The sequence below is a fragment of the Microcoleus sp. EPA2 genome, assembly GCA_020882975.1.
In the GTDB taxonomy this organism is placed as follows: Bacteria; Cyanobacteriota; Cyanobacteriia; order Cyanobacteriales; family Microcoleaceae; genus Microcoleus.
In genome coordinates, this window is record JAHRFD010000002.1 from 34,107 (window position 1) to 49,425 (window position 15,319).

Annotated in this window: 13 protein-coding genes and 1 pseudogene; 6 read left to right on the forward strand and 8 right to left on the reverse strand. The window is 43.9% G+C overall.

The genetic code is table 11. The features are described 5' to 3' along the window. Positions 1–609: 609 nt before the first annotated feature. From AAFP14_RS02710 to AAFP14_RS02720, 3 genes are all read left to right on the forward strand, one after another. The gene (locus AAFP14_RS02710) at positions 610–1,614 is read left to right on the forward strand and encodes an RNA polymerase sigma factor, RpoD/SigA family (RefSeq protein WP_341730781.1); all 1,005 of its coding nucleotides are present in this window, start codon (positions 610–612) and stop codon (positions 1,612–1,614) included. 129 nt (positions 1,615–1,743) lie between these two features. Further along, positions 1,744–2,349: a hypothetical protein gene (locus AAFP14_RS02715; protein WP_341730782.1), complete on the forward strand. Its 606-nt coding sequence runs from the start codon at positions 1,744–1,746 to the stop codon at positions 2,347–2,349. 350 nt (positions 2,350–2,699) lie between these two features. Then, positions 2,700–5,279, forward strand: a complete 2,580-nt coding sequence (locus tag AAFP14_RS02720; RefSeq protein WP_341730783.1) for a sensor histidine kinase — start codon at positions 2,700–2,702, stop codon at positions 5,277–5,279. Between the two features lie 35 nt (positions 5,280–5,314). Here the strand turns inward: AAFP14_RS02720 and cobO are convergent, their stop codons facing one another. From cobO to AAFP14_RS02740, 4 genes are all read right to left on the reverse strand, one after another. Further along, positions 5,315–5,938, reverse strand: coding sequence for a cob(I)yrinic acid a,c-diamide adenosyltransferase (gene cobO / locus AAFP14_RS02725; protein WP_341730784.1), 624 nt, complete (start codon positions 5,936–5,938; stop codon positions 5,315–5,317). A gap of 236 nt (positions 5,939–6,174) precedes the next feature. Further along, on the reverse strand, positions 6,175–6,753 hold the full coding sequence (locus AAFP14_RS02730) for a Uma2 family endonuclease (RefSeq protein WP_341730785.1): 579 nt from the start codon (positions 6,751–6,753) through the stop codon (positions 6,175–6,177). A 17-nt stretch (positions 6,754–6,770) separates the two neighbouring features. Beyond that, positions 6,771–7,370: a Uma2 family endonuclease gene (locus tag AAFP14_RS02735; protein ID WP_341730786.1), complete on the reverse strand. Its 600-nt coding sequence runs from the start codon at positions 7,368–7,370 to the stop codon at positions 6,771–6,773. A 143-nt stretch (positions 7,371–7,513) separates the two neighbouring features. Beyond that, positions 7,514–8,125 carry a hypothetical protein gene (locus AAFP14_RS02740; protein WP_341730787.1) on the reverse strand — a complete coding sequence of 204 codons (612 nt, stop codon included), beginning with the start codon at positions 8,123–8,125 and terminating at the stop codon, positions 7,514–7,516. A gap of 117 nt (positions 8,126–8,242) precedes the next feature. Between AAFP14_RS02740 and AAFP14_RS02745 the strand changes: the two genes are divergently transcribed. From AAFP14_RS02745 to rimM, 3 genes are all read left to right on the forward strand, one after another. Beyond that, positions 8,243–9,517: a molybdopterin molybdotransferase MoeA gene (locus tag AAFP14_RS02745; RefSeq protein ID WP_341730788.1), complete on the forward strand. Its 1,275-nt coding sequence runs from the start codon at positions 8,243–8,245 to the stop codon at positions 9,515–9,517. 11 nt (positions 9,518–9,528) lie between these two features. Then, entirely contained in the window at positions 9,529–10,161 is a 633-nt protein-coding gene (locus tag AAFP14_RS02750) for a response regulator transcription factor (protein WP_341730789.1), read from the forward strand. Positions 10,162–10,240: 79 nt separating this feature from the next. After that, positions 10,241–10,882: a ribosome maturation factor RimM gene (gene rimM, locus AAFP14_RS02755; RefSeq protein ID WP_341730790.1), complete on the forward strand. Its 642-nt coding sequence runs from the start codon at positions 10,241–10,243 to the stop codon at positions 10,880–10,882. Between the two features lie 55 nt (positions 10,883–10,937). Here rimM and AAFP14_RS02760 read toward each other — a convergent pair whose 3' ends face one another. From AAFP14_RS02760 to AAFP14_RS02775, 4 genes and pseudogenes are all read right to left on the reverse strand, one after another. Then, positions 10,938–11,396: a phosphate-starvation-inducible PsiE family protein gene (locus AAFP14_RS02760; RefSeq protein ID WP_341730791.1), complete on the reverse strand. Its 459-nt coding sequence runs from the start codon at positions 11,394–11,396 to the stop codon at positions 10,938–10,940. Positions 11,397–11,655: 259 nt separating this feature from the next. Next, entirely contained in the window at positions 11,656–11,967 is a 312-nt protein-coding gene (locus AAFP14_RS02765; protein WP_341730792.1) for an RNA recognition motif domain-containing protein, read from the reverse strand. 429 nt (positions 11,968–12,396) lie between these two features. Beyond that, a complete protein-coding gene (locus AAFP14_RS02770) occupies positions 12,397–14,568 on the reverse strand; it encodes a molybdopterin oxidoreductase family protein (RefSeq protein WP_341730793.1) in 2,172 nt (723 codons plus the stop codon). Between the two features lie 306 nt (positions 14,569–14,874). Continuing rightward, positions 14,875–15,319, reverse strand: a pseudogene (locus tag AAFP14_RS02775) (nitrate ABC transporter ATP-binding protein); the annotation flags it as partial.

Below are 15,319 nucleotides of genomic sequence, written 5' to 3' on the forward strand. Positions count from 1 at the left end.
TTGAGATGAGTTTAACCAGCTCTACTTGGCTCTTGGTCTCCCCCTCACCCTCTTTCTCCCCCTCACCCCTTCTCGCGCTTCCTTTTTCCTTCTTCACATCGATCTTCGACCATACTACTACGCGATCGGGGGTTCGGTTATCTCGCATCCCACCATCTAGGCAGTACGAAAATTTCAAGCGATGATAGAACAGAGAGCAAAAAAACCTCTCGATTTGCATGAGTCTGTTTGCATGAGTATTGTGAAGTGGAATTACGGTCAAAACTAGCAGGGAATATAAAACCTTAAGGAAAAATGTAGAATGTTCACCTTAAGACAGAGGTTTTTGCCCTTTACTAACCTCAAAATTTGGAATAATATTGAGCAAAGTAAACTGAAATTCACTTCGCCTTGAACTAGCCGTTAAAGCTAGCGAGCTGCCCAAAATCAACGAGGATTGCTGGAAAATCAAGCTTAAAAGTAATCCCCAACAAAAAGCTTCTACCGATCGTTACCGATGAACAGGAGGGGAAACATCTCCCCCTGTAGCAGTCTGTATCCCACTTGCAAAAGTGGGACAGGGTATCACCAACTTTTTATCTGTTGTTACAAGGAGTGCAATACTCACCCATGTCCACCACAACCGCCAAAAACAAAACAGTGAAAGCCGATCGCATGGGCACTCGGCCATACTCCTCAACGGATACGGTTCGTACCTATCTGCACGAGATCGGTCGCGTGCCACTACTTACCCGAGAAGAAGAAATTATTTTAGGGAAGCAAGTGCAGCAAATGATGAAATTAGTCGAAGCAAAACAAGCACTTGTTAAAGAATGGCAGCGCGATCTGACCCCCCAAGAGTGGGCAGCCGAAATGGAGTTGACCGAAGCTGAACTAAGCCGGATCTTGCATTTAGGACGACGCGCCAAACAAAAGATGATTGAAGCGAATCTGCGCCTAGTAGTCGCGATCGCCAAAAAATACCAGAAACGCAACATGGAATTCTTGGATTTAATTCAAGAAGGCACCCTCGGTTTAGAACGAGGAGTCGAAAAATTTGACCCGATGCGGGGATACAAATTTTCTACCTATGCCTACTGGTGGATTCGGCAAGCAATTACTCGCGCGATCGCCCAACACGCCCGCACCATTCGCTTACCCATTCACATCACTGAAAAACTCAACAAAATCAAAAAAGTGCAGCGGGAACTTACCCAACAATTGGGCCGGTCTCCCACACCAACAGAAATTGCCGACTTGTTGGAACTGCACCCATCCCAAATTCGGGAATACCTACTAATGTCTAGGCATCCAGTTTCCTTGGACTTGCGGGTAGGAGACAACCAAGATACTGAACTCCAAGAACTTCTCGAAGACGAAACCGCATCTCCCGACAATTACATTACTTCGGAATTGTTGCGGCAAGACCTCGATACTTTGATATCAGAACTTACGCCTCAGCAACGAGATGTCATAATTCTGCGCTTCGGTTTAGAAGACGGCATTGAAATGTCTCTAGCAAAAGTTGGAGAACGGCTCAATCTCAGCCGGGAACGGGTGAGGCAACTAGAACATCAAGCCCTCGCCCACCTCCGACGCCGCCAAGCTCAAGTCCGAGAATACCTAGCTAGCTAGCACCTCAAAGAGTTTAGATTATCCCCAAAATCTAAACTCTTTTTACCTATGGGTGCTGGGGTTGGGATATTGTTATTTCAATGGTAAATCGCCAAATTTGTCAACCCAAATCTTGCAGTTATTTTAAATGTGATACTTATAGCCACCTTGTCGGTAATTAAGAAATTTTTACTTACTGAAATCATTAATTTTATTGCAGTTTCAAATCGACTTTTGCCTTCGGCATTCTGCTATGGTGTCAGTCTACAACTATGGGCGATCGCCCTGGGCTTTTCCCCCAGTAACTTCAGCACGCCATTCCCCGTGGCGCAACTCCTGGTAAACCAGTCAACTCCAGATGGGGCACAGGAGAAGGAGTTAAAACCAGTTGTGGGCGATCGAACTGTCCCAAATTCAACGCCCGATGCAGCTAGCATCGACGCCACACAGAGTATTTACCTCTACGGTCAGTCTCCTGAGCCAGAACAAATTAAACAAGAGTATTTTGTATTTGAAGTGCGTCAGGGCAAGGTAGTCGGCGCTTTTTACCTACCTCGCTCTGCTTTTTACTGTTTTTACGGCAGTATGGAGGTAAATCAGTTAAATTTAACAGTAGTAGACACCTACGATGGCAGTCGCTCTCCCTACTCGGTAAACCTGCAACAGTATCACCACCTTTCCACTGTCAGTGACAACGATCGGCGAATCTTGGGCATTTGCAAGAGAGATCACCAGCACGAAGTGTGGGGAAAGTAGCCCTGGCATTACCATCTGAGTCAGCGGAAAGTTGGCTCTCTCAAAAATGCTGAAAAACCCCATTATATCGTTTCCGGTTGCATGGGAATGATTTGACCACAGAGAACGCAGAGAACACAGAGGGAGATCGGAGAGATGAATAATTCCCATGCTAGGGGATTTGATATTAATTCCTGGATGCTTTCTGGTCAAATCCCTGATTTTTCCTAAAAACGGCTTTCTTTACCGACAACATAGCTGTGATCTGAATACCTGAAGTCAGAATATTTAAACTGTATACTGCTTAACAAGTCAAACTTGGGGAAATCAGCAGTCATAGTTCAACTAACTGCGGTAAAGTTGCTCCTAAGTTGAAACTTTCAGACCGACAAACTATACTCGGCAACATGAAACTGCGTCGGAAGACACTCTCGATAGTTGGGATTACCATTGCTGGATTGACTGGTGTTCTGTACGCCACATCCTCCCGTATCCTGTTGGGTAGCTTAGTCAAAGCCGAGGAACAGGAAGCCACTCAGGTTGTCCAAGGAGTGCTCAATGTCTTCAGTCAAACCGCAGATGACTTCAACTCCCGCTTTGCAGACTGGTCAGCGTGGGATGATACCTATGCTTTCATCCAAAATCGCAACAAAGAATTCATTGCCTCCAATCTGGTGCCAGAAGGGTTGGCTAATTTGAGAGTTAATATTGCAGTATTTGTCAATACTTCTGGCAAGATTGTTTACGGTACTGCTTTAGACACCAAAAAGCTGCAACTAAGGCCTGTTCCAGAGACATTAAAACAGCACATTTCCCTAAAAGACCCATTGTTGCAGCACCCTAACCCGGACAGCAGCCTGGCTGGTGTCATGTTGATGCCTTCCGGGCCAATGCTGATTAGTTCTCGACCAATTGTTACTACTAAAAGCACAGGGCCGATTCGAGGGACTCTGGTGTTTGGGCGCAATTTGGACGCTGTTGGCATTGCGAAGCTTTCTAAAATCACTCGCCTACCATTGATTGTACACAGCATTAATGAGCCGGACTTGCCTGCTGACTTCCAAAAAGTGCGGGCGAAATTTTCGGGAAAAAAATCGATTTTTGTGCGTGCTGTGAACGAAGACTCGATCGCAGGTTACGCTTTAGTCCAAGATATTTACAACCAACCCGCGCTGCTATTACGGGTGGACATCCCCAGAGAAACCTATCGCCAAGGTCAAAAAAGTCTGCTATATCTTCTGGTGTCTGTAGGGTTGGCGGGAATCGGTTTTATCGGCTGCACTCTCCTGCTGCTGGAATATCTGGTGCTTTCTCGGCTGAGCGATTTGGCCAAAGGAGTCAGTCGCGTCAGTGCTAGCCAAGATTTGTCGCTGCGACTACCGGTGGTTGGTGAAGATGAGTTGTCCGACCTTGCTCATACTATCAACGGAATGCTCAGCGCGATCGCCACCGCTGAAAACGAGCAAATAGAAGAAAAAGCACGGTACCAAGCCGTAGTCGAGCAGGCTACAGACTGTATCTTCCTCTGGGATGCTAAAACCCAACGCCTTTTGGAAGCGAATACAGCATTTAGAAAATTGCTAGATTACAGCCCCGATGTGATTTCGCAACTGACTATTTACGATATAGTGGCCTACTCGAAAGAGCTGATTGACACCAATATTGAGTTCCTACTAGCTGACAAACAATTCCGAATTGGCGAAGTTCTCTACCGTCGCCGAGACGGTTCCTGCGTGGATGTAGAAGTCAGCGGGAGTGTGATTTCCTACGGTGGCCGGGAGATTATTTGCACCGTTGTCCGCGACATTACCGAACGCAAACAGGCTGAAGCCGAACTGCGAGCATCGGAAGAACGCTACCGACTTTTATTTAAAAAAAATCCCCATCCGATGTGGGTTTATGATTTAAAAACTCTTGAATTTATAGCTGTCAATCAGGCGGCTATTGAACACTACGGTTACACTCGCGAGGAGTTTCTCACCATGACTATTGTGGAAATTATGGCTCCTGAAAATTCACCTAAATTGATCGAAAATCTACCTCTAGTAGATGGGGAAATAACTTCGATAAGCATCGGTCAACACCAAAAGAAAAATGGTGAGATTATTGATGTACAAATTAATTCTTACGAGTTAGTATTTGACAACAGGAAAGCTGAGTTAGTGTTAGCTCAGGACGTTACAGACCGCTTGCAAGCTGAGACAGAACTATATCAGGCGAAGGAAGCCGCAGAAGCAGCTAATTTGGCTAAAAGTCAGTTTTTGGCTAACATGAGCCACGAACTGCGAACTCCTCTAAATGCAATTATTGGCTACAGTGAAATTCTACAAGAAGATGCCTTGGAATTGGGGGAAGATGATTTTGTAATAGATTTGGAAAAAATTCACAGTGCCGGAAATCATTTATTAGGATTAATCAATGATATTCTGGATTTATCAAAAATTGAAGCAGGGCGCATGGAACTTGTTTTAGAAACTTTTGACTTGTCCGCTGCTCTTCAACAAGTAAAAACAACTGTGGAGCCTTTATTATTGAAGAACAAAAATCGCTTAAACATAGAATTTGAAGTCAATATAGGTGCCATTAACTCGGACCGAACTAAACTTATTCAAATTTTACTAAATTTACTTAGTAATGCAGCTAAGTTTACGCAGAATGGAACAGTGACACTCAGGGTGGAAAGAATTAAAAACACAGAAAATTCTTGGGATTATGACAGTTTAATTTTTAAGTGTATCGATACTGGGATTGGGATGAATGCCCAACAGGTACAGAAGTTATTTCAACCTTTTACTCAAGCTGATGCTTCGACTACCCGCAAGTACGGAGGTACTGGTTTGGGTTTAGCAATAGGCCAGAAATATGCTCAGATGCTAGGGGGAGAAATTACAGTGGAGAGCGAGCTGGGTAAGGGGTCAACTTTTACTTTAATGTTGTCTGCTGGGTTATAAATCGATTGGGGAGACCAGAATTTATCCCACAGTGATTAATACTCAATACCTGCCTGAGCTTTAATTCCTTGTTCTCGAAATGGATGCTTAACTAAACTCATTTCTGTCACTAAGTCCGCACGCTCAATGAGGGCAGAAGGCGCGCCTCTACCTGTCAAAATAACATGAGTATTTTCGGGTTTTTGTTCTAATCCTGCTAATACTTGTTCTATTTGCAAATAACCCAGTTTTAATGCTATGTTAACTTCATCTAGGAGGACTAATCTGAATTCAGGATTGCAGATAAAAGTTAGAGCTTTATCCCAGGCTTTTTGAGCTGTTTCGATATCTCTGTCCCTGTCTTGTGTATCCCAGGTAAAGCCTTCTCCCATGGCATGAAATTCTAGCTGATTTTCCCACATTTCAAACACGGCTTTTTCTGCTGGTTCCCAGGCTCCCTTGATAAATTGTACTATGGCGACGCGATATCCGTGACCGAGCGATCGCACTACCATACCCAAAGCAGCGGTAGTTTTCCCTTTCCCATTACCAGTATTGACTATAATTAAACCTTTTTCTTTTGATGAATTAGCGATGCGCTCAGATTGGACTTCTTGGCGGCGGCGCATTTTCTGCTTGTATTGTTCCGCTGTTAGGGAATTTGTGTCTTTAGTTTCCATTGGATTTTTTTAACGCAGATGAATGCAAATAAATACTGATAAAGCCAGTCTTGCAGGAGTTGTGAAAAAAAAGTTTTAAACGAACCGCGAAGACGCGAAGAACGCGAAGAACGGAAAGAGAATAGAGTTTCACGACTCACTAGATATATCCCAAACAGATAGTCAATAACAGGCAGGATGCCTGTTCCACAACAATTAATTATGGGAGAGGTCTATTATAGATGCCAGATTTATGGTTATTGCCACACTAGCTGCAATTTTAGCACGAAACCGGGCAGAACATCCTCTCCTGATAGTTCTGCGGGAGATTCCAGTATTTCTACTGCTTGTCCTTGACGGTAGATTTCGACTCTGCGGGTTTTGCGATTAATCAACCAACCTAATTTTACTTGGTTGTCCATGTATTCTTGCATCTTGTCTTGGGTTTCTTTGAGACTGTCTGTCGGTGACATTAATTCCAAGACAAAATCTGGGGCTATCGGAGGAAATTTTTGTTTTTCTTCGGCAGTTAGTGCGTCCCATCTTTCTTGTTTAATCCAAGAGACATCGGGAGAACGATTTGCACCGCTTGGTAATTTGAAGCAAGTGGAAGAATCGAAACAAATTCCCAGCTTAGTTTGTCGGTTCCATATTCCAAAATCCGTTGCTATTTCAAAATTGTAACTTCCGGTTTCTCCTCCTGTCGGTGACACAATGATTATTTCTCCTTTGGCGTTGCGTTCAAATTTGACATCGGGGTTTTGGCGACACAGTTGATAAAATTGGTCGTCAGTGATTTGGGCGATCGCGTTAAAGTTGATGGTGGCTGCTATCATAGTATTATTTGATTTTTTTATAAAAATTTAGATGGTGATTGCTTCCAGACTCTCTGTAAGTTTAGCACGAAACCGGGCAAAATATCTTCTCCTGAAAGTTGCGCAGGAGATTCCAGCACTTCTATTTCTTGTCCTGGGCGGTAGATTTCAACGCTGCGGGTTTTGCTGTTAATTAACCAGCCTAATTTTACTCCGTTATTCATGTATTCTTGCATTTTGTCTTGGGTTTCTTTGAGACTGTCTGTTGGTGACATTAATTCCAAGACAAAATCTGGAGAAATGGGAGGAAATTTCTGTTTTTGTTCGGGAGTGAGTGCATCCCATCTTTCTTGTTTAATCCAAGAGACATCGGGAGAACGATTTGCACCGCTTGGTAATTTGAAGCAAGTTGAAGAATCGAAACAAATTCCCAGCTTAGTTTGTCTGTTCCAAATCACAAAATCAGCATTAATTTCAGAATTGTAACTTCCGGTTTCTCCTCCTGTCGGTGACACAATGATTATTTCTCCTTTGGCGTTGCGTTCAAATTTGACATCGGGGTTTTGGCGACACAGTTGATAAAATTGGTCGTCAGTGATTTCGGCGATCGCATTAAAGTTGATGGTGGCTGCTATCATAGTATTTTATAGGGATGCGTTGGATTTTTTGGGACGCAGATGAATGACGATGCAGATACTGTAAATATTAATCTTGTAAAAAGGTTTGGAGTTGACTTTTTGTCCTTACCTATTCTATTGTATCACATGATTATACTTTGTTTTCAGTCGATTGATAGAGCAGTTTTTTGCAGGAAACACTTACACACATACCAATAATAAAAGGCAATGTTGATTTCACTAAACAATTTAGGAAGTCCTTCTAGTAAACTGGCAAGTATCTGGCTTTTTAATTTGAGAGTATCAATCCCGATCGCCAAAAACAACAATCCCAAACCAACTAACAATATTTTGTATGGAGTCAACTTAAGTTCTCGCTGAAAAAACCATCCATAGGAAGACAAAACAACAGCATACAGAAGACATACTCCCAGTTTGGGAATCCCTACCCCTATCATATATATATGAATTCTGTAAATTTCATTGAGCAGAAATCCCCCTGTTAACAACGCAGAACATAAAATAAATTGATTGCCCAAATGGCGGGGGTGGCTACTTTTTGCTAATCCATAGGTGAAAGTACAAACAATGACAGGTACAGCACATAAAATCTGGAAAGTCCGAGTTAATAAGGCGACATTTGGATTGGGGGAAAAATAAGGATTAAAGAATAAATCGCTGACTTTCAAGCCCGAATATTGAGTGATAATTATCAGTCCTAATACCAGCAATAAGGAGAAACAATTTAATTTAACAAGAGAGCGAGAAATAGTCATAAGCGATTTACATAAAAATGCGATTTGAGCGTCGAAGCACGAAAAAATTATATCACTCCACTAGGTCGGTTTTTTTTGCTAAACTAATGAGAGTGTTATTAAAACCAGGAGACAGTGATGCTGTCAGTGAAAGAAGCAGAAGCGATCGTACTAAATTTAGCACAACCCCTTGACAGTCAGCGGGATGTAGAAACTGTAGATTTGCTGGCTGCATCGGGGCGAGTTTTGGCTGCAACTGTCACAAGTTCCCTGGATTTTCCCTATTGGGATAATTCGGCAATGGATGGCTATGCGGTGCGGTTTGCTGATGTGGAAAATTGCAACAGCGACATACCTGTCGCCCTTGAGATAGTTGAAGAGATTCCGGCGGGATATCAGCCTCAAAATACTGTACAACCTGGACAAGCGGCGCGGATTTTTACGGGTGGGATGATGCCCGCAGGTGCTGATACGGTGGTAATGCAGGAGGAAACTAGGCGTGAGGGCGATCGTGTTTCGATCCTGGTTGCTCCTGGTAAGCCTCAAGCTTTTGTCCGTCACCAAGGCGCTTTTTATCAAGCAGGAACTCCTTTGTTAAATCCGGGTACTGTTATCAATGCTTCGGAAATCGCAGTGTTAGCAACTGCACAGTGTATTCAAGTGCCTGTTTATCGGCGAGTGCGGGTGGCGATTTTTTCCACTGGGGATGAATTGGTATCACCAGACCAACCTTTGTCACCTGGTAAATTGGTAGACTCGAATCAGTATGCTTTGACTGTTTTGCTGACACAAATGGGATGTGAAGTGATAAGATTGGGGATAATTCCCGATAATCAGCAGGAACTAACAAAAGCAATCAATCAAGCTATTTTGACAGCAGATGTAGTGCTTTCTACAGGGGGAGTTTCGGTAGGAGAATATGATTATGTTGAGCAAATATTGGCGGATTTGGGAGGGGAAATTCACATTCGCTCTGTGGCAATTAAACCGGGTAAGCCTTTGACGGTTGCTCAGTTTAAAGGAGATGAAAACAAATCGGATTCGCCGATGATGAGTTCTGATTGTCTTTATTTTGGTTTGCCGGGAAATCCGGTTTCAGCGTTAGTATGTTGTTGGCGGTTTGTGGTACCTGCCTTGAGAAAAATTTCTGGAGTTGGGGCAGATGCTTGGGGGCCGGAGTTGGTGCGGGCTCGATGTCGTGTGGAATTGCGATCGCAGGGTCAGCGGGAAACCTATGTTTGGGGTAAACTGTATTTAGTGACCGGAGTGTGGGAATTTGAACCGGCCAAGGGTAGCCAAAATTCAGCGAATTTAATTAATCTGGCACATACGACTGGTTTAGCAGTTTTACCACCAACTGAAACCTGGGTTTTAGCAGGGGAATTTGTTGATGTTTTAAAAGTTAGTCATTAGTTATTGGTTATATGAAAATTTTAATTGTTGAAGACGATCCGATGATGCAACTGGGGCTAGAGCAAGTTTTAGCCGATGCCCCAGAAATAGAAATAGTAGGACAAGCAGAAGATGGTTATTTAGGAGTAGCAGCGGCACTGAAACTCAAACCTGATATTATTGTCATGGATATCGGTTTGCCACGGCTGGATGGGATAGCGGCGACGCAACAAATTAAAGCGCAATTACCCGATGTTCGAGTAGTGATGTTGACTTCCCATATGGCAGAAACTGAAATTATTGCATCTCTGTCTAGTGGTGCTGACGCTTATTGTATTAAAGGTGCTTCTGTAGATAGGTTGTTAGCAGCAATCGCGGCGGCGGCAGAGGGGGCTACATACCTCGATCCTCAAATCGCTCGCACTGTGATTGAACATCTTAAACCTCCAGTGCCTGTGTCTACCACTAATTTTGGTCAATTATCGCAGCGGGAGTTGGAGGTGTTAAGGTTGATGGTGGAAGGTAATACTAATCCTGAAATTGCTGCGGCGCTTTATTTGAGTCCAAATACTATTAAAACTCATGTTCGTGGTATTATGAATAAGTTGGCTGTAGACGACCGGGTGCAAGCAGCAGTTGTGGCGCTTAGAACTGGATTGGTTTAAAGTTGGCAGTTGGCAGTTGTCCGTTGGCTAACCAACAATCACAAATAACTACTAACAAATAACACATCACAAATAATCTATGTCTGAGTGGATAGAAATCGGTACAATTGTAGCAGCTCAAGGTTTATACGGGGAAGTGCGAGTATATCCCGATTCTGATTTCCCGGAAAGGTTTATCGAACCGGGAAAGCGGTGGCTGTTGTTTCCTAATAAAACAGAACCAGAAGCGATCGAATTTTTGGGAGGTCGCTACATTCCGGGCAAAGGATTGTATGCTGTAGAGGTGGCTGGGGTGGAAGACCGGGATGCTGCTGAGGCGCTGCGGGGCTGCAAGCTTTTTGTGCAAAAAGGATCGAGACCTTACCTAGAACCAGATGAATTTTATGTGCAAGATTTGTTTGGGATGGAGGTTTTCAATCAATTAACGGGAGAAATGTTGGGGAAAGTTAGTGATATTATCCCCGCAGGAAATGACCTTTTGGAAGTTGAATTAAATCAAACGGAGGCGATAAAGGCGGCAGAACCGGAAGTACCAGAAATTGTGTCTGTACAGGTGGAACACAAAGATAGTCGTCGGAAAAAACGTAAAACTCCTCGTGTTAAACCACTGCAAACAAAAAAGGTTTTGATTCCTTTTGTGAAAGAGATAGTTCCAATTGTTGATTTAGAAAAAGGTAGAATTGAAATTGTTCCTCCTTCGGGTTTGTTGGATGAAATTTAAGGAATCAGGAATCAGGAATCAGGTTTAAAATTCTCTAAACATAATTCCCCCAATGTTAATTATTTTCTTTATTCGTGCGTCGCACTATCAAATAACTAATGGAAAGAGCGAAAATTGCTGTAGCTAAACCGATTAAGTCGGCGGCAGTTTTTTTTTCTAAGTCTAGAATAATTATTTTACGAGAGACGGCGATTAAAGAAGTGACAATGACTAATTCTACTTGAATGACGTGCTTTTTCAGGTAAGCTGTAATATTTTCCAAGATTTCTAACGCAATTAAAACATTTAAAAATAACCCAAAGATTACAAATAGCGTGTCTTTTAACAAAGTCTGGGGGTCATTAATTAATTGTTTTGTTAAATAAATAATTAGATCGCAAACGCTGATGATAATTACCATAATCATCGCCAGAGATAAAACTTTCGATACGACTACTTCTACATTTTCAGTAAAGTGCAGAAATTGTTCATCGCTGCCGAATTTAGAAAGTTGCCTCAGTATTTTTTTCAGCATACCCTTGACTTAATGATGATTTATTATTAATGATGTCATTGTCTGCTGTTCTTGGCAATCCCCTGTGTCTGGGACTGTTTAATTATTTTTTGCCATAAAAAATCCTCAAACTATTGCTAAACGACAATATTTTGAGGATTTGAAGACTGGGTACGATCGCACAGAGAGTTCTTTCTCGTCAATAGAGAAGGATTATTGACTCTTAACTAGCGGCCAGCCTAGGGACAAGCAAGGAAGCCAAAAATTTAGCTTGGATGCTTTAGTAGCGACGAGAAGAGCGATTGTTGCCGCCGCCCCAGTTACCACCGGCATTAGAACCACCACGTTCTTCGCGGGGTTTTGCTTTGTTGACTTTCAGGTCACGACCCATCCATTCAGCGCCGTCAAGTGCTTCAATAGCTGCTGCTTCTTCGGCTTCTGTGGACATTTCTACGAAAGCAAAGCCACGCATCCGACCTGTTTCCCGATCGGCAGGTAACTGAACGCGCTTAACAGTGCCGTATTCTCCGAAAGTTTGGTTGAGGTGCTCCTGCGTAACTTCGTAGGATAAATTGCCGACATAAATTGACATTAAACATTCTCCAGAATTAGAGGGTGTAGAGAATTAAATCCGGAGGAACGCCGATCGAACGAACTATACTGCCGAAAATAAGCCTTATGAATAGAGCATAGCACCTATCGCTCCATACTGCAATTATTTGGTGATAGTCGATCGAAAGCCAAAACCAAAAACCACCAAAAATCAATCAAACACAACCAATAAAAAAGCAAACAGAACTGAGGCAAAAGCTATGAATTAATTGGGTTTCTGACTCAACGTTGTGGGTTTAAACAGCAAATTTTTGTTTATATAAATGAGAGTCAGGCCGATCGAAAACCTGGTGGCTTCGATCGGACTTAAAGGTATCAGAGGAGTATTGGGGTTAAAAAACCCTGTTTTTCTGGGGAACAACCCACCTGTAAAAGCGCAAAAATTGAGCTGAAAAAATTAACTCCGTGCTCAAGAACTGACTGGGATGGGAGATTGGGCCCAATTAAACTCACCTACTTCCGCTTCAATTTCAGCCCCAACCCTCACCAACTGGACTGCACAAGCTTTTAACTCCGGTTGTTTAGAATCAGGACAACTTTCAGCATGAGTCATGGCATTGGCTTCGGCGCCTTGGGCCCACAGAGAACCCCAGTGCATTGGTACAAATAGAGTACCAGGGGCGATCGCCTTAGTCACTTTTGCGGGAAACACTCCTTTACCACGGCGCGATCGAACTTCCAACAAATCCCCTTCCTTAATCTTCAAATTAGCAGCATCGCGGGGATGAATTTCCAAAAAGGGTTCCGGGTGCAATTGATTAATTTTGTCGGTTCTACCAGTGCGCGTCATGGTGTGCCAGTGTCCATAAACTCTGCCCGTGGTTAACACAAAAGGATAATTGGGGTCTGGAGGTTCAGCCAGTCCACGGGAATGATAAGCTGAAAATCTCGCCCGCTGGTCGGGAGTTGGGAAACGTGCATCAGTGTAAAGCCGCTTAGCTTCTTTGGCTGAATGCTTGGGTTCATTTTCCCGACAAGGCCACTGCTGAGGGCCTTCTTGGTGCAAGTATTCGTGACTGAGGCCTGTGACGTCGCAAGGCTGGCCCCGCGTCAACTGTACGAACTCTTGGTAAACATCACCACTGTTATTGAAAGCAAATTGTTCGGCAAAACCCAACCTGCGTCCCACTTCAGCGAAAATACTCCAGTCGTCGCGGGCTTCCCCTAAAGGAGTGTCGAAACCGATACAAAGACTAACGCGACGTTCTGAATTCGTCATCACTCCGGTTTTTTCACTCCACTGAGTTGCCGGCAAGAGGATGTGAGCGTAGCCGGAGGTTTCGGTGGGATAGTAAGCTTCTTGATAAACTGTAAAAGGCGATCGCAACAAAGCGGCTTTTGTCCGTTCCAAATCCGGCATACTCACTACCGGATTCGTAGCTGCAATCCACAACATATCTACTTGGCCGGTTTCCAAACCCAAAATCATCTCCCAAGCAGTGCGGCCTGGATTGGGCGAAATACTTCCGGGTGTCAGACCCCACAATTCCTCTACTTGGGTTCGGTGTTGGGCATTTTTCACCGCTCGATATCCCGGTAATAGGTTAGAAAGTCCCCCTGCTTCCCGCCCTCCCATGGCGTTTGGCTGGCCTGTGAGGGAAAACGGGCCGCATCCCGGTTTGCCGATTTGACCGGTCATCAAGTGCAAATTAATTAGCGATCGCACCTTTGCCGTGCCTTCAGAGGACTGGTTAATGCCCATGGACCACAGAGACAAAACCCGCTGGGACTGTTGCCAATACTTAGCGGCGGTTTCCAAGTCTCCCACAGAAATGCCACAGCGCGAGGCTACGAATTCCGGCGTATAGCTGTTGACAACTTGCACAAACTGCTCAAAATGAACTGTGGATTCTTGAATGAATTTTCGATCTATGCTGTCGCTTTGCAACAGTAAATAGGCAATTCCATTGAGCAAATCTATATCAGTACCTGGTTTGATTGCCAAGTGCAAATCCGCTGCTTCCGCCGTGGGAGTCCGCCTCGGATCTACGACAATCATTTTGACATGGGGATTCTTTTTATGGTATTTTGCTAAGCGATTGAAAACAATGGGATGGCATTCTGCGGTATTGCTACCAATAATAAAAGCGCAATCTGTTAATTCTAAATCGTCGTAACAGCAAGGGGGACCGTCAGCACCAAAACTTTGCACGTATCCCGAAACTGCTGAAGACATACACAGGCGAGAATTGGCATCAAAATTATTAGTTCCCAGACAACCTTTAAACAATTTTTGGGCCACATAATAATCTTCTGTGATGAATTGACCGGAACCATAAACGCAGATACCATCGGGGCCGGTAGTGCTGCGAATTGTTTGAATCCGATCGGCAATGGCATCTAGTGCTTCGTCCCAGCTAGCGCGGCGGAACGGTCGATCGAGAGTATCCCGCATCATCGGATAAAGTAGTCGATCGGTGCGAATTGACTCTGCTACCGTTGCTCCCTTGACACAAACCATGCCCTGACTGGATGGGTGGTTGCGATCGCCCCGGACTTTCCAACCTTGGTTTTTGTCGGGAACAACTTCTAGACCACAACCTACACCGCAGTAAGGGCAAAGAGTTTTGATAGTTTCCATCTGCTAATTTATAGATGCTTGTTTTTTAAGCTAATAGGTAATTGATAACAGCTAATTGTAGTAGCAAGCAAGAACTACTGCAAATTGCGGATCAAATATTACCTTTTTTTAGCAGGAATAGTTGGTCATTCCTGGACGTAATTGTCACCATTGGTAAGGTGCATCAGTTTCATACCCTATAAAAATTATTCAAAAAACTTACCTGACGCACCCTATCATTCGATCTTACTAGCAATCAGCCACTACCATAAATCGACTAGGATCGACCGAATTTTTGCTAAAAACCCGGTCGATCGTACCCATTAGCTATTTGCCAGTTTTAACTTCTAATTTACCACCATTACTGGGGCTAAAAGTTACTTGAAATTCAGCAGTTTTTTCAGCACCTGCTGGGGCACCTGCCGGAATTTGCAAAACGGGCAGAGGAGTTTCTTTGACGAAATCTTTAGCTGCTTTATTTGTAGGATCGAACTGCACTATGTCCCCATTTTGCTTCACTTTGACTCGATAAGTCAAACTTTCAGTAAAGGTAGGAGTTGTGGTCCAATTTTGGTCAATTTGTGCATATAACTGCTGTCCGATCGCATCGAGTTGCGCTTTGTCGGCAATCTGTGAGGTAGGGCTGGTGGTAGCAGCAGCAGTTGGTGCGGTGGTAGCAGCAGCAGTTGGTGCGGTGGTAGCAGCAGCAGTTGGTGCGGTGGTAGCAGCAGCAGTTGGTGCGGTGGTAGCAGCAGCAGTTGGTGCGGTGGTA

Bases quoted from the DNA above. Each gene is read 5' to 3' on its own strand.
- rimM (WP_341730790.1), top strand. From the start codon at position 10,241: ATGTCTGAGTGGATAGAAATCGGTACAATTGTAGCAGCTCAAGGTTTA.
- AAFP14_RS02760 (WP_341730791.1), bottom strand. From the start codon at position 11,396: ATGCTGAAAAAAATACTGAGGCAACTTTCTAAATTCGGCAGCGATGAA.
- AAFP14_RS02770 (WP_341730793.1), bottom strand. From the start codon at position 14,568: ATGGAAACTATCAAAACTCTTTGCCCTTACTGCGGTGTAGGTTGTGGT.
- AAFP14_RS02730 (WP_341730785.1), bottom strand. From the start codon at position 6,753: ATGATAGCAGCCACCATCAACTTTAACGCGATCGCCCAAATCACTGAC.
- AAFP14_RS02765 (WP_341730792.1), bottom strand. From the start codon at position 11,967: ATGTCAATTTATGTCGGCAATTTATCCTACGAAGTTACGCAGGAGCAC.
- AAFP14_RS02710 (WP_341730781.1), top strand. From the start codon at position 610: ATGTCCACCACAACCGCCAAAAACAAAACAGTGAAAGCCGATCGCATG.
- AAFP14_RS02745 (WP_341730788.1), top strand. From the start codon at position 8,243: ATGCTGTCAGTGAAAGAAGCAGAAGCGATCGTACTAAATTTAGCACAA.
- AAFP14_RS02735 (WP_341730786.1), bottom strand. From the start codon at position 7,370: ATGATAGCAGCCACCATCAACTTTAATGCGATCGCCGAAATCACTGAC.
- AAFP14_RS02750 (WP_341730789.1), top strand. From the start codon at position 9,529: ATGAAAATTTTAATTGTTGAAGACGATCCGATGATGCAACTGGGGCTA.
- cobO (WP_341730784.1), bottom strand. From the start codon at position 5,938: ATGGAAACTAAAGACACAAATTCCCTAACAGCGGAACAATACAAGCAG.
- AAFP14_RS02740 (WP_341730787.1), bottom strand. From the start codon at position 8,125: ATGACTATTTCTCGCTCTCTTGTTAAATTAAATTGTTTCTCCTTATTG.